At 52.6% G+C, this 12,331-nt stretch carries 17 protein-coding genes; 4 read left to right on the top strand and 13 right to left on the bottom strand.

The window, feature by feature from the left end; all coding sequences use genetic code 11:
• Positions 1-2: 2 nt before the first annotated feature.
• From bioC to bioB, 6 genes are all read right to left on the bottom strand, one after another.
• Complete coding sequence (gene bioC, locus FFS57_RS07055) at positions 3-902, bottom strand: malonyl-ACP O-methyltransferase BioC (protein ID WP_137937068.1); 900 nt, start codon at positions 900-902, stop codon at positions 3-5.
• A 53-nt stretch (positions 903-955) separates the two neighbouring features.
• A complete protein-coding gene (gene bioH, locus FFS57_RS07060) occupies positions 956-1,717 on the bottom strand; it encodes a pimeloyl-ACP methyl ester esterase BioH (RefSeq protein ID WP_137937069.1) in 762 nt (253 codons plus the stop codon).
• 3 nt (positions 1,718-1,720) lie between these two features.
• On the bottom strand, positions 1,721-2,218 hold the full coding sequence (locus FFS57_RS07065; protein WP_137937070.1) for a hypothetical protein: 498 nt from the start codon (positions 2,216-2,218) through the stop codon (positions 1,721-1,723).
• Positions 2,218-2,736 carry an LpqB family beta-propeller domain-containing protein gene (locus FFS57_RS07070; protein WP_137937071.1) on the bottom strand — a complete coding sequence of 173 codons (519 nt, stop codon included), beginning with the start codon at positions 2,734-2,736 and terminating at the stop codon, positions 2,218-2,220. Before FFS57_RS07070 ends, FFS57_RS07065 begins: the two co-directional genes overlap by 1 nt.
• Before the next feature lie 34 nt (positions 2,737-2,770).
• Complete coding sequence (gene bioF / locus FFS57_RS07075) at positions 2,771-3,925, bottom strand: 8-amino-7-oxononanoate synthase (protein WP_137937072.1); 1,155 nt, start codon at positions 3,923-3,925, stop codon at positions 2,771-2,773.
• 197 nt (positions 3,926-4,122) lie between these two features.
• Complete coding sequence (gene bioB / locus FFS57_RS07080) at positions 4,123-5,112, bottom strand: biotin synthase BioB (RefSeq protein ID WP_137937073.1); 990 nt, start codon at positions 5,110-5,112, stop codon at positions 4,123-4,125.
• 115 nt (positions 5,113-5,227) lie between these two features.
• Here bioB and FFS57_RS07085 point away from each other — a divergent pair, with 115 nt between their 5' ends.
• Positions 5,228-5,884, top strand: coding sequence for a ComFC family protein (locus FFS57_RS07085; protein ID WP_249383927.1), 657 nt, complete (start codon positions 5,228-5,230; stop codon positions 5,882-5,884).
• 14 nt (positions 5,885-5,898) lie between these two features.
• Here the strand turns inward: FFS57_RS07085 and FFS57_RS07090 are convergent, their stop codons facing one another.
• Complete coding sequence (locus FFS57_RS07090) at positions 5,899-6,519, bottom strand: phosphohydrolase (RefSeq protein WP_137937075.1); 621 nt, start codon at positions 6,517-6,519, stop codon at positions 5,899-5,901.
• A gap of 157 nt (positions 6,520-6,676) precedes the next feature.
• Between FFS57_RS07090 and FFS57_RS07095 the strand changes: the two genes are divergently transcribed.
• The 3 genes from FFS57_RS07095 to FFS57_RS07105 all read left to right on the top strand — a co-directional run bounded on the left by FFS57_RS07095 (position 6,677) and on the right by FFS57_RS07105 (position 8,691).
• The gene (locus FFS57_RS07095) at positions 6,677-7,408 is read left to right on the top strand and encodes a transporter substrate-binding domain-containing protein (protein ID WP_137937076.1); all 732 of its coding nucleotides are present in this window, start codon (positions 6,677-6,679) and stop codon (positions 7,406-7,408) included.
• A gap of 90 nt (positions 7,409-7,498) precedes the next feature.
• Positions 7,499-7,963: a tRNA (cytidine(34)-2'-O)-methyltransferase gene (locus tag FFS57_RS07100; protein WP_137937149.1), complete on the top strand. Its 465-nt coding sequence runs from the start codon at positions 7,499-7,501 to the stop codon at positions 7,961-7,963.
• Complete coding sequence (locus tag FFS57_RS07105; protein ID WP_171013710.1) at positions 7,960-8,691, top strand: DUF481 domain-containing protein; 732 nt, start codon at positions 7,960-7,962, stop codon at positions 8,689-8,691. Before FFS57_RS07100 ends, FFS57_RS07105 begins: the two co-directional genes overlap by 4 nt.
• Positions 8,692-8,791: 100 nt before the next feature.
• On the opposite strand, the gene FFS57_RS07110 is transcribed toward FFS57_RS07105, so the two are convergent.
• The 6 genes from FFS57_RS07110 to FFS57_RS07135 all read right to left on the bottom strand — a co-directional run bounded on the left by FFS57_RS07110 (position 8,792) and on the right by FFS57_RS07135 (position 12,172).
• Positions 8,792-9,787: an NAD(P)H-dependent glycerol-3-phosphate dehydrogenase gene (locus tag FFS57_RS07110; RefSeq protein WP_137937078.1), complete on the bottom strand. Its 996-nt coding sequence runs from the start codon at positions 9,785-9,787 to the stop codon at positions 8,792-8,794.
• Positions 9,787-10,248, bottom strand: a complete 462-nt coding sequence (locus tag FFS57_RS07115) for an SH3 domain-containing protein (RefSeq protein WP_137937079.1) — start codon at positions 10,246-10,248, stop codon at positions 9,787-9,789. Before FFS57_RS07115 ends, FFS57_RS07110 begins: the two co-directional genes overlap by 1 nt.
• Positions 10,217-10,684, bottom strand: a complete 468-nt coding sequence (gene secB, locus FFS57_RS07120) for a protein-export chaperone SecB (protein ID WP_137937080.1) — start codon at positions 10,682-10,684, stop codon at positions 10,217-10,219. Before secB ends, FFS57_RS07115 begins: the two co-directional genes overlap by 32 nt.
• Positions 10,685-10,962: 278 nt before the next feature.
• The gene (gene trxC, locus FFS57_RS07125) at positions 10,963-11,385 is read right to left on the bottom strand and encodes a thioredoxin TrxC (RefSeq protein WP_137937081.1); all 423 of its coding nucleotides are present in this window, start codon (positions 11,383-11,385) and stop codon (positions 10,963-10,965) included.
• Between the two features lie 19 nt (positions 11,386-11,404).
• The gene (gene grxC / locus FFS57_RS07130) at positions 11,405-11,650 is read right to left on the bottom strand and encodes a glutaredoxin 3 (protein ID WP_171013716.1); all 246 of its coding nucleotides are present in this window, start codon (positions 11,648-11,650) and stop codon (positions 11,405-11,407) included.
• A 201-nt stretch (positions 11,651-11,851) separates the two neighbouring features.
• Complete coding sequence (locus FFS57_RS07135) at positions 11,852-12,172, bottom strand: ArsR/SmtB family transcription factor (protein WP_137937083.1); 321 nt, start codon at positions 12,170-12,172, stop codon at positions 11,852-11,854.
• Positions 12,173-12,331 lie beyond the last annotated feature (159 nt).

Below are 12,331 nucleotides of genomic sequence, written 5' to 3' on the forward strand. Positions count from 1 at the left end.
CGTTATTTACTCGGTCGAGGACGAAACTCAATAATCTGCCTGCCATCTGGCAACGAACGTGACGGCTTATCGATGGGGCGCCAGGCATGACCATAAACCACTTCATAAGTCGCTGGCAGGCGGCCATCACGACGCAGCTGTTCATAGCGTGCCAATACCTGCTGCCATTTCTGTTTACCCATCAACCCAACACTGCGGCCCTGAGTTACATTGTGGGCACCAATCCTTTTCAGGTCTTGCATGACGGCTTTGACTGAATCATAGGTCATGGTGATGATCTCCATGTCCATCACCGGTTCTGAAAACCCCGCCCGCACCAATGCATCGCCAATGTCGTGCATGTCGATGAAACGATTGACATGGGTATGGCCATCCAGCCCAGCAAACGCATCGCGCAATTCCTTCAGTGTATCTGGCCCCAAGGTAGAGAACATCAACAGGCCATCTGGTCGTAATACCCGGTGCAACTCACCAAATGCCTGATCGGGTGCATTGCACCACTGCAGGGTCAGATTTGACCACACCATGTCGACACTACCATTGGCCAGTGGCATGGCTTCCACATCGGCACAAACCTGCGGCGCCCTACTGTTGGTACGGGCAAATGGCAGGTGCTTTTTCCACCAAGCGGGTTGCTGCTCACCTACTTTCAGCATGGATAAGGCCAAATCCAGCTCCACGACTTTTGCATGTGGATATTGCGCACGTAACTTGCGTGCGCCATAGCCAGTGCCTGCACCCACGTCCAGCACCCATTGCGGATCATGCTTGATGTAGCTCAGGCGTTCCTGCATGCGGTCACTCACCTCACGCTGCAATATGGCCGCAGCATCATAGGATTGCGCAGCACGCTCGAACGATCGGCGAACTTGGCGTTTGTCGGTGTAAAAATTTTCTGCCATGGCTATTTTCAATCTGCTTGATTCACTGCATGCAGCCGGAGTTTTCCGGGCAATCAGGAGAGAAATTGGATCACCCGCTCCGCAAAGTGATCGGGATGGGAAATAAAGGGAGCATGTGCACTATGCTTCAACATCATCAATTCGGCATCAGGCAGATTGGCTGCCAACCAACGGCCAACCGGCGCCGGGGTCAACCCATCGCGCTCGCCATAAATCAGCAAAGTCGGGGGATCAAGGTGTTGGAGTTCATGCCGCATATCAACATCACGCAGAATATCCAGCCCTTTGCCCAGTACTACGCCATCGGGTCGACCGCGCTCGAACAGTTTATCCTGCAACGCGCGAAGTACCTCACGGGTCGCTTGCCCGCCCATGGCTTGCAATGCCAGAAACCGCTTCAAGGTACCTTCATAATCAGCCTGCAAATTGCTGGCAAAACCTGCCAATACCTCCTGTTTCATCGCACTAGGCCAATCTGGTCGTTGTGCAAAGCAGGGTGAACTGGCAACCAGTACAAGTTTATTGATTGCCGTAGGATGATCCAGCGCCCAACGCAGCGCCACTGCACCACCTAACGACCAGCCAAGCACATGCACAGGCCAGGGAAACTCCGCAGCCACCCGCTCTGCCAGCATATTCAAACCAAATGGCTCGACAGCAGTGCTATGACCATGCCCAGGCAGATCCACCAGATGCACACAGAAATGTGCGGCAAGCCGCTCTGCTACACCGTGCCAGATACCGCCATGCATGGCCCAACCATGTAACATGACCAGATTGGGTCCACGCCCAATGACCTCAACATGCAAAGACACAATCTATTTACTCAATTCTGCGATGCTTTTTTCAGCCTGTTCAGCTAACAAACCATCACCTTCATCTCTGGCTTGCGCCATCCTGTCTGCCAACAGCCGCTTGGCAGTAGCCACATTCACGACGGGCCGCAACAGATTGGGCTGAACCAACAGCCAACGCCCCTGTTTTTCGGTCATCTGTAACTTCCACTCCAGCACCTTACTAGCTGCCACAAAACGATTGCCATCCAGTTCACCCAACACCTTGAATTTGACAATCAAGTCATGCCCATCACCTTGCAATTCTACGGTATTGGCAATGATGGGCTGTGAAGCCCCAACCAAACTGATACCCTCGGTGGCACTCAACCATTGATCACGCCGCTGAGCCATCTCGGTGGCATGACCCTGCAGCATATCCTGCACCAATTGGCGGGCACTGGTAGCAGCATCTCCTGCTGTAGCCCAAGTTGGTAAACAAGCCAATAACACAAGCAGGGTACGCGACAGATAGGTACCCATTACTTCAAAGCCTTGATACTCTCTTCAATTTGTTGCACTACCGCCGAGTCACCCAGGCTCTTGGCCTGATCCAACTGCTCCAGCAACAAGGGTAAAGTAGCGGCCGGCAGTAAACGTGGCTTCGCCGGATCACCAATGATTTTCCACTGACCACCCTGTTGGGCCAACTGCAACGTCAATTGATCCTTACGTGGTGCCAGGGCTACTCTGACCCCATCAAATTCACCCACTACGTCATAGCTGACAACGACAGTGGCTTTACCATCTGTTTCAGTGGATTGACCAATCTGGTGGGCTTTCACCACCAAGCAACCATCCCAGCTATGCTTGGCTGGCCATTGGGTGTACTGCTGAACCGCACCCCAACTTGTGGCGCTCATCGCAGCACCTGCCAAATCAGCTCTAATATATGCATCCACCACCGCCTTGGGACTCGCAGGATAATCCGCTGCAATAAGCCACCCCGACAACATCAGTGTGGTTAACAAGGCGGCGTTTTTTCCTAAAGATTTGAGCATGTGGGAGCTTCCAATCCTTCGAAAAAAGAGGCCATTATCGCGCAAGTTGCTGCAGTGCAGCACATAGCTTATCGATATCTTCCGATACATGGGCTGCCGATAGCGAAATACGTAATCGCGCTGTTCCCGGTGGCACAGTGGGAGGCCGGATCGCCGGTACCCACAAACCCATGTCCCGCAACGCCTCGGTCACACGCAGAGCATCACCGTTGTCACCGATCACCAATGGCTGGATCGGTGTATCCGATGGCATCAATGACCAAGGCAAGCCTGACAAACCAGCCTTCAATTGATTGATCACTTCATGTAGCCGTTCGCGGCGCCATTCTTCTCGCTCGATCAACTCCAGACTTTTCAGCAGAGTCGCAGCCAGCATCGGAGGTTGCGCAGTGGTATAAATATAAGTTCGAGCACGTTGTACCAGCCATTCGATCAGCTCGGCATTGCCTGCCACAAATGCGCCGGCAACCCCCGCGGCTTTACCCAACGTCGCCATATAGATGGCACGCGGCGAACGGACATCGTTGGCCAGCAACGAACCACGGCCGTTCGGCCCCAGTACGCCGAATCCATGCGCGTCATCCAGCAACAACCAGGCGTCGTGTCGATCAGACAGCGCCACCATCTCACGAATCGGCGCAACATCGCCATCCATACTGTAGACAGCATCGGCCACAATCAGCTTTGTACGCGCCGGGGTGGTTTCCAGCAAGCGGGCCAGGGCACTGATATCATTATGTTGAAAACGACGGAATTCAGCCCGAGACAACACGCAGGCATCGTTCAACGAAGCATGGTTGAGCTTGTCCGCAAAGATGGCATCGCCACGTCCAACCAAAGCCGTTACCGTCCCCAGGTTTGCCATGTAACCATTACTGAACAGCAGTGTGTCGTCCTGTCCAACAAAGCGGGCCAGCGCATCCTCCAGCTTGTCGTGAGCACCAAAGTGGCCAGAGACAAGATGGGAAGCACCGCCGCCAACTCCCCATTCCAGCACCGCTTTCTGGGTCGCTTCGATGAGTTCAGGATGGCCTGCCAGCCCCAGATAATCATTACTGGCAAAGGCGATATAAGGCTTGCCATCCACCAATACATGGGCGCCTTGGGGCGATTCCAGTGTACGCCTGCGGCGCCTCAATCCTTGGTCTTCAAGCATTTTCAATGCCGTGTGCAAGTCTTGCCTGTGCATGGATTATTTGCCCTGAGCCAACGGGCCAATGTGTGCACGTGATCTGTGCGCACCCTGGTATGACGATATCAAAAGGAGAACGAACCCTGTGGCACAAGTCCATACGGACTTAAGTTTTGTCGAGGTCATTTCATCGCCCAAAGAACAAATCACCCCAACTCGAATCGGCATGGGTCATGAAACCTAGTCAACAGAACTTAAAGCGGTTCCAGATTCAGTTTAGCAAGCAGTTGCCGATCCCGTTCAACTTCCGGGTTTCCTGTCGTCAACAACTTATCACCATAGAAAATGGAATTGGCCCCAGCCAGGAAGCACATGGACTGCATGGCCTCATCCATTGCTTGACGGCCGGCAGACAGGCGAACAAACGATTTTGGCATAGTGATGCGGGCAACGGCGATGGTACGTACAAACTCGGTCCAATCCAGTTTCTCCGTACCAGACAGCGGGGTCCCCGGCACTTGAACCAGATTATTGATCGGTACGGACTCTGGAGGTGGGGCAAGATTAGCCAGCTGTGCAATCAAGCCAGCGCGTTCTTCACGCGTTTCACCCATGCCCACAATACCACCACAGCACACGTTCATGCCAGCATCGCGCACCTTGCGCAGCGTATCCAACCGGTCTTCATACTGGCGGGTATGAATGATATCGCCGTACTTTTCTGGTGCCGTGTCCAGGTTATGGTTGTAGTAATCCAGCCCGGCGTCCCGCAATTGTTCGGCTTGTCCTTCCTTCAACATGCCGAAGGTACCACAGGTCTCCAGGCCCAACGCCTTCACATTACGGATCATTTCTTTGACCTGATCCAGATCCTTTTGCTTGGGGCCGCGCCATGCCCCCCCCATACAGAAACGGCTGGCACCCGCTTGCTTTGCAGCCTTGGCCGCATCAAGCACATCGCCCAACGACAACATCGCCTCAGCTTCAACACCAGTGTTGTAACGAACCGACTGCGGACAATAGCCACAGTCTTCCGGGCAACCACCCGTCTTCACACTCAATAGGGTGGATAGCTGCACTTTATTGGCATCAAAGTGTTCACGATGTACTTGCTGAGCGCGAAACAGTAGATCATTGAAGGGCAGGTTGAACAGTGCTTCCACAGCTTCAACTGTCCAGATTTCGTTACTGGGGTGCGGGATGGCAATTGCTTGCCGTTGGAAATGCAGAGCGGTGTCGTTCATGATGAAGAAGCGGTCCGATGATGAATTTGCGAACCATCTTCAAAGAAAGCATGAACACTTGTCAATTTATATGCACACAATACTGAACAAGTGTCTAAAATTTGTGCGATCCATCGTGCCGCACCAATGCACGCTATGCGGCGCAACGACCAACGAACCGTTCCTGTGTCAAGGCTGTTATACCGACCTACCCTGGCTCCCCAATGCACGTTGCCCCATCTGTGCCATCCCAACGCTGGACAACCAACCTTGTGGCCGCTGTCTGCGTGACCCACCTGCATTCGATGCCACCTACTGTCAATTGGCCTATGCCTACCCGCTGGACGCCCTGATCCGCGACTATAAATTCAACAATCGGCTGAATTTGCAACCGCTGTTGAGCAGCCTGCTGCAATCAATTGCCACCCACAACACTCCTGACTTGCTGATCCCTGCACCGTTGTCATCCAGGCGTCTACGTGAGCGTGGTTTCAATCAAGCTCAGGAATTGGCTCGCCCGCTATCAAAGCGGGGCTGGCAGTTGAGCACCCAGCACATTATCAAAATCCGTGAGACCGCGGTGCAAAACACCCTGAAATGGCAACAGCGGGCCAGCAATGTAAAAGGGGCGTTCGAATGTATCGACACCGTACAAGGCAAGCATATTCTGCTGGTAGACGATGTGATGACCACAGGTGCAACACTGAATGAACTGGCAACCACATTGAAACGTTGGGGGGCGGTCGAAGTGAATTGCCTGGTTCTGGCTAGAACGTTGTCAGAACGAAGCTGATACACGTGACATCATTAAGCCAATACCTGCTTCAAGCGCTGTAGTTCCACCAAGAACCGTTCGGCCGCCACGGCGGGGGGCCAGGGTTCCCACTCGTTCCCACCATATACAGCTTGTAGCACATCCTTATCCATTGGCTTGTATCTGATTTTAAGGGTTTGGAGGATCTCCTCCCGTTGCCAGCCCACCACATGCAACGCCTCTGTGGCAGCAGCCACCCTATCTGCGCGCTTGTGAATTCGCTTTTCATCCGATGTCCAAGCCGGCAAGCCATAACGCAGAAAAACGGCGGCTTCAAGACGTGCGGCCAAAGATCGGAAGCCTTCACCCAAAAAAGGCTTGAGTACCGAAATACAGTCAAAGCCCAGTAAACCTTCGTCCGCGTCATGCATCAGCTCGCGCAATTCGATGACCGGATCAAGTGGGGCTTTTGCCCAATGTCGACGCAATAACATCACCGTCAGCGAATGCTGTGCCACTGACAGTGGCAACGGCCAAGCAGAATGACCACCCCAGCGGTAGGTTCTGGCTAAACCAAGGGCCAAATCTTCATCATCCCAATCAAACGGGGTCGGGCTCAACAAATCCAGTCGCTTGCCGGATGGCAGCCGAACCCATGCTCGTACGTGACTCATACAGAGCCTCGCAAATCCAAACGCTGGCTTAAAAAGAAATGCATTTGCTAATTACCACAGGAAGGAAAAGTGATAGGGGCAAAATCATCTGTATCAGCATCCGTGCCGTCAAGCTGACTGCATTCAATCAGGTGATGACATCCACTATGCTTTTATTATGCGTATCCTGATTTTCTTTTCATTCTGGCTATCCACGTTCAGCTTGGCAGATGACGTATTGCTGATCAAATACCGGGAAAAGGCTCCTTACCATTTCACGGTCAATGGGCAACCCAGCGGATTTCTCAATGACCTGATCCGAACCGCATTGACCAACGCCAGGATCCCTGCCACTTTTGAAAGCGTACCCGTCAAACGTATTGTGGCTGAGATGCAGCAAAATCCGATGGAACGCACTTGCTCGCTTTCTTGGTATGACCTGCCCGAACGGCACCAGTTTGCGCAGTTCTCGGTTGCATTGCACCGCGATCTACCTCATGTAGTGATTACCCACACCACCATGGCACCTTTACTGCAAAGGCTGGGAACCTTGGAAGCGGTCTTGACCGCACCAGACATCATACTGGGGATCGTTGAAGGTGTATCGTATGGCCCTGAGCTGGACAAACTGATTGCAGCGCGTCAAGGTGGTACGGAGCGATCCATTGTGACGCCCGAAACATTGGCCAAGAAATTGGCCGCCGGTCGAATTGATCTGATGTTTGTTGATCAGGAGGATTTGGCTCACTTGCGTCAAGTTGACCCTCAAGCCAGTCAGGGGATCGTGCAGCTTAAACTTCGAGATATGCCCGCCGGCCAAACTCGGCATTTGATGTGTGCCAAATCCATTTCGATCAATGAAATGAGAAAACTGAACCAAGCACTTGGAAAATTGGTCAGAGTTCGCTGAATTACTCAAATCAAGTGGCATAAGTTCATAACCAATCCACCAACTATGTATAAAATGGCAGACTTTCCGTCTGCTGTTGCCGTCACTTGCATGTTCCACATCATTCTTTTTCAACCCGAAATACCACCCAATACCGGCAATATCATCCGCCTGTCAGCCAATACTGGGTGCCAGCTACACCTGGTCAAACCCCTTGGCTTTCCACTTGACGACGCGAGAATGCGCCGTGCCGGACTGGACTACCACGAGTATGCCGAGATCAAGGTGCATGAGAATTGGGCAGATTGTCTGGCGCACTTCGACCCAACCCGCATTTTTGCAGCTACTACCAAAGGGGCTACGCGCTACGATCAAGTCGCTTATCGGCCTGGCGACGTGCTGTTGTTTGGCCAAGAAACGGCAGGACTGCCTGCGGAAGTCCGTGAAAGCTTTCCACCAGCGCAACGCATCAAGTTACCCATGGCACCCAACAATCGCAGCCTGAATCTGTCCAATGCGGTTGCCATCATGGTGTACGAGGCATGGCGCCAGAACGGGTTTGGAGGTGCCGCATGAAGTATTGGATCAATTTGCTGGTAGCTAGCCTGATCAGCACACAGGTGTTGGCAGATGCATCACCGGAAGCAGGCTGGAACGGTGACCTGGAAGTCGGAATGCATTTGACCAGTGGCAGCGAAAGTAGCCAGCTCTGGCTGGGTGAGATCGACATCTACCATCAGGCGGCAGGTCGAAGTGACCGGTTGCAGCTGGACGGCCGCTATCAACAGAAACGTGATCGCGAAGATCATGCCAAAACAGTGTCATCGGCCCGATATAAATTCAGTCTCAAATCCGAGTTTGCCGACACACCACAGGATGACTACCGGTTCATTCTGATTCGTAATCGCTACAACCGCTTTGCCTATTACCAGAACATGCCATCGTTTGTGGCTGGTATCGGCCAGTATTTCAAACCAACCGAATCATCCGAACTGGCGCTTGAGATTGGCCCTGGTATCCGCTGGAACCGGCGCTCGCATGGCGTGATCGACCGGGAAGCACTGCTTCATATTGCCGAAGAACTGGAGTGGAAACTGACCGAGCAAACATCGCTGGTCCAGGAGGCAAGCATCGAGGCTGGCCGGCGAGTGGGGGTATCTCAATTGGAAGTGAGTATTCGTAATGCGCTGAGCAAAATGCTGGCTCTGAAAGTTGGGGTGACCAACACCCGAGAAAACAAATTGCCCGATACAGAGACCGAGTCAGAGACGGAAACCCGCGTTACATTGGTCTATAGTTTCTGATTGATCAGTGTACCAATTAAAACAGCTGGCCTCCTGCGAGAAAGTCAGCTGCTCTAAATGGTACTGAGGATGACCGCCATCAAGTCACTATGATTCTGATTCAGTGATGAAACTCAGGCTTGGATTGCCGTTCCAGTAAGGAATCCAACACCAGCGGTACCGGTTCATCATCAAATAAGGCACGGCATACGGCCTGAGTAATGGGCATCTCCACTCCGTTTTCGTGGGCCAAACGCAAGATTTCACGTGCCGAGGCAACACCTTCGGCCACATGACCTAGATCATGCAGAATCTGATCCAGCCTCTTGCCTTCCGCCATCATCAGACCTACACGTCGGTTACGCGACAAATCACCAGTACAGGTCAAAATCAAGTCACCCACGCCCGCAAGCCCCATGAAAGTTTCAACCCGACCACCGAGTTTCATACCTAAACGGGTGACCTCAGCCAAACCACGAGTAATGAGCGCAGCCCGGGCGTTATGTCCCAGTTTCATCCCATCGGCAATACCTGCCGCAATTGCCATCACGTTCTTGACCGCCCCACCGACCTCCACCCCCACCACATCATCGCTGGAATACATTCGCAATCGGCTGCTATGCAGGCGTGCAGCCAAATCCACTGCGAACGCCTTGTCGTGGCTGGCAATGGTCACCGCAGCAGGTAAGCCCAAACCGACCTCCTTGGCAAAGCTAGGCCCAGACAGCACTGCGGACGGTACACCACCCGGCAATTCCTGTTCCACGACCTTGTGTGGCAGCAATGCAGTTTGCGCTTCAAACCCTTTGCAAGCCCATACCACTGGCACGGGCTTGGACATGGTGGCAACCACCTGCTTCAAAGTACTACGCAAGCCGGCACTGGCTGTAACAATCATCACCAGTTCGACATCTGCCAGTGCCGCATCGAAATCAGCCGTTACCTTCAACGTATCCGGGAATGGACATTCATCCAGATATTGCCGATTGACACGATCTGCAGCTAACGCTGCCATCTGCTCAACATTACGCCCCCATAATGTTACGTCGTGCTTACGGGCAAAGCTGATCGCCAAGGCAGTACCCCATGCGCCGGCACCCAAAACGGCAAGCTTCATCAAATTCCCCAAATATCTTTCAGGCGGACATAACCAGCCGGCCCGTCCGGCAAACGTACCTTCACCCAGCCACTGACCGGACGTTCCAACGCATCCAGCAGTACATCACGCTCCGCCTCGAACACAATGCCGGCAGCCTCATCAGCCTTAGCTCGAACTATCGTACGGCTGACATTTACGACTACCACACTACGAGGTGACAACTGTTTACGTTCCAGCCATCCCATGCTGCCATCTCGATCACGCACTTTGGCCCAGTCACCATTGAGCAACATCACCTCAAGTGGCGTCGACCGACTCAATACAAATATAGGCTTAGCTTGGGAAGATGGCGCAGTCCTCAGCACCCCAACGCCAGGGGCGACTGACTGGAAATCCAGCGCAGAGACAGCTGCCGGCATCAAAACCGGCAGCAAATAGAGCAGTGACTTAGTGTGTTGCAGCAGGTGCTGGCTGTTCATTCGACGCCTGTTGTTGCGCGTACAATACTTCGAAGTTGATTGGCGCCAGGATCACCGGGGGGAAGCCAGCGCGGTTAACCATATCGGAAATTGTTTCGCGGACATACGGGAACAGAATGTTCGGGCAGCCAATACCCAGAATCGGGCTCATGTCCTCTTCCGGCACATTGCGGATCTGGAAGATACCTGCTTGCGATGCTTCAGCCAGGAACATAGTCTTATCACCAGCCTTTGCGGTCACAGTCACCGTCAGCACGTTTTCGAAGTAACCTTCGTCGATCTTAGTGCTGTTGGTGCGCAACTGCATATCAATTTCGGGCTGATTACGATCGAGGAACACTTGCGGCGCATGAGGGATCTCAAGGGACAGATCCTTGACATAGATCTTCTCAATTTGGAACACCGGCTGTTGTTCGCTCTGTTGTTGGTCGCTCATTATTATTTCCTGAATGATGATTCAATAAAGTAAAAGCAGGCCGCCATCATCTCATGAATCGACGGGCCCGCCAAGGGAAGGACCAGCCATGTGTAGCCTACCTCGCCTCCCTTGTCCCACAAGGGAAATGAGGCAATCGTCACATGCCGACACTCGGGGGGCACACCATTGCACAAGCGCAAGTAAATGTACAGTCATTGGATCAAGCATTTGAGCGAGACGATGGCGTATTCTGCCCGAAGACACGCATTTTTCGCTCACACGCTGCAGAACTGGTATCAAGCAAACTGCGCCAACCACTCAGCAAATTGCCGGGCAGGCAGTGCTCCGGATACACGATTGACTTCTTGTCCATTCCGGAAGATTGCCAAGGTTGGAATGCTTCGAATACCGAACCGGGCGGCTAACGTCGTCTCGGCTTCAGTATCGACCTTGGCAAAGCGGAAATGGTCGGACTCAATCTGTGCAGCCTGTGCAAACAACGGGGCAAAACTACGGCATGGTCCGCACCACGGCGCCCAGAAATCCACCACAACAGGCATATCGTTCCGGGAGATAAAACGGTCGAAATTCGCAGCACTCAATTCAATCGGGTGGCCTGCCAGCACGGACTGCTTGCAATGCCCGCATTTGGGTTGATCTGCCAGCCGATGATCCGGCACATTATTGACGCTGAAACAATGGGCGCACACTAAGTGCATGTCAACTCCTGTCCTACGTTTATTTGCCTGCCAGTAACGACTCTAACCCACCAGCATGATCCAGTGCCGACAAGTCATCAAATCCACCCACATGGTGATCGCCGATATAGATCTGTGGAACAGTACGACGGCCGGTCTTTTGCATCATCTCTTCCCGCAAGACTGGATCCAGATCAACGCGGATTTTGCGGATTTCCCGCACACCTTTATTGCTCAGTAACCGCTCCGCGGCAACGCAATATGGGCACACCGCGGTGGAATACATGACAACTTCGACCACAACACACTCCTGTCTTCAACACACAAAATTAACAACAGGCAAGATACGGGCTTGCCTGCTCAGTGAAATCACCTGCACATGCAAACACATATGTAATGACAATCTCCCTAAAATTCAAGCATAGAAAACAAAAACGGCATGCTTAAGCATGCCGTTTTTTGGAATCCGATGATGAAACAGTTGTATTTACTTGGTAAAGCCACAGAATACATCATGAATCATACCAATCACCTCTAACGTTCTGGCATCACCCACACGGTAATACACACGATTGGCATCCTTGCGAGTACGCAAAACACCTTTGTCACGCATAATGGCCAAATGTTGCGAGATATTGCTTTGTGACGTTCCAACCTGATCAACGATATCCTGTACGCTGACTTCTCGATCCCCAAGCACATAAAGGATCTTCAAGCGGATCGGATGAGACATCGCCTTCATGGCACGAGATGCCTGCTCAATTTGGTCATCCATCACCAACAGGTCATCGGCGGTGTCTTGAGTCATAATTCAGCGTTCCCCAAAAGAGTCTGGATAACCGCTCCCGCGCAAAGCCAGGGCGGATTGGTATTAGAATATTCTAATGATACCAGCCTTGCAATTGCCATTCAAGCCAATTTGCATGCATCCAAGTACCAGACTAGGGGTATTAACATATCATCATTC

It is taken from the genome of Chitinivorax sp. B (genome assembly GCF_005503445.1).
Taxonomy (GTDB): domain Bacteria; phylum Pseudomonadota; class Gammaproteobacteria; order Burkholderiales; family SCOH01; genus Chitinivorax.

What these genes read in the sequence shown, in the direction of transcription:
- FFS57_RS07065 (WP_137937070.1), bottom strand. Translation starts at nt 2,218, where the DNA reads ATGGGTACCTATCTGTCGCGTACCCTGCTTGTGTTATTGGCTTGTTTA.
- FFS57_RS07115 (WP_137937079.1), bottom strand. Translation starts at nt 10,248, where the DNA reads ATGAACAGCCAGCACCTGCTGCAACACACTAAGTCACTGCTCTATTTG.
- FFS57_RS07090 (WP_137937075.1), bottom strand. Translation starts at nt 6,519, where the DNA reads ATGAGTCACGTACGAGCATGGGTTCGGCTGCCATCCGGCAAGCGACTG.
- FFS57_RS07110 (WP_137937078.1), bottom strand. Translation starts at nt 9,787, where the DNA reads ATGAAGCTTGCCGTTTTGGGTGCCGGCGCATGGGGTACTGCCTTGGCG.
- grxC (WP_171013716.1), bottom strand. Translation starts at nt 11,650, where the DNA reads ATGTATTCCACCGCGGTGTGCCCATATTGCGTTGCCGCGGAGCGGTTA.
- FFS57_RS07105 (WP_171013710.1), top strand. Translation starts at nt 7,960, where the DNA reads ATGAAGTATTGGATCAATTTGCTGGTAGCTAGCCTGATCAGCACACAG.
- bioF (WP_137937072.1), bottom strand. Translation starts at nt 3,925, where the DNA reads ATGCACAGGCAAGACTTGCACACGGCATTGAAAATGCTTGAAGACCAA.
- bioB (WP_137937073.1), bottom strand. Translation starts at nt 5,112, where the DNA reads ATGAACGACACCGCTCTGCATTTCCAACGGCAAGCAATTGCCATCCCG.
- FFS57_RS07100 (WP_137937149.1), top strand. Translation starts at nt 7,499, where the DNA reads ATGTTCCACATCATTCTTTTTCAACCCGAAATACCACCCAATACCGGC.
- secB (WP_137937080.1), bottom strand. Translation starts at nt 10,684, where the DNA reads ATGAGCGACCAACAACAGAGCGAACAACAGCCGGTGTTCCAAATTGAG.
- trxC (WP_137937081.1), bottom strand. Translation starts at nt 11,385, where the DNA reads ATGCACTTAGTGTGCGCCCATTGTTTCAGCGTCAATAATGTGCCGGAT.
- bioC (WP_137937068.1), bottom strand. Translation starts at nt 902, where the DNA reads ATGGCAGAAAATTTTTACACCGACAAACGCCAAGTTCGCCGATCGTTC.
- FFS57_RS07095 (WP_137937076.1), top strand. Translation starts at nt 6,677, where the DNA reads ATGCGTATCCTGATTTTCTTTTCATTCTGGCTATCCACGTTCAGCTTG.
- FFS57_RS07135 (WP_137937083.1), bottom strand. Translation starts at nt 12,172, where the DNA reads ATGACTCAAGACACCGCCGATGACCTGTTGGTGATGGATGACCAAATT.
- FFS57_RS07070 (WP_137937071.1), bottom strand. Translation starts at nt 2,736, where the DNA reads ATGCTCAAATCTTTAGGAAAAAACGCCGCCTTGTTAACCACACTGATG.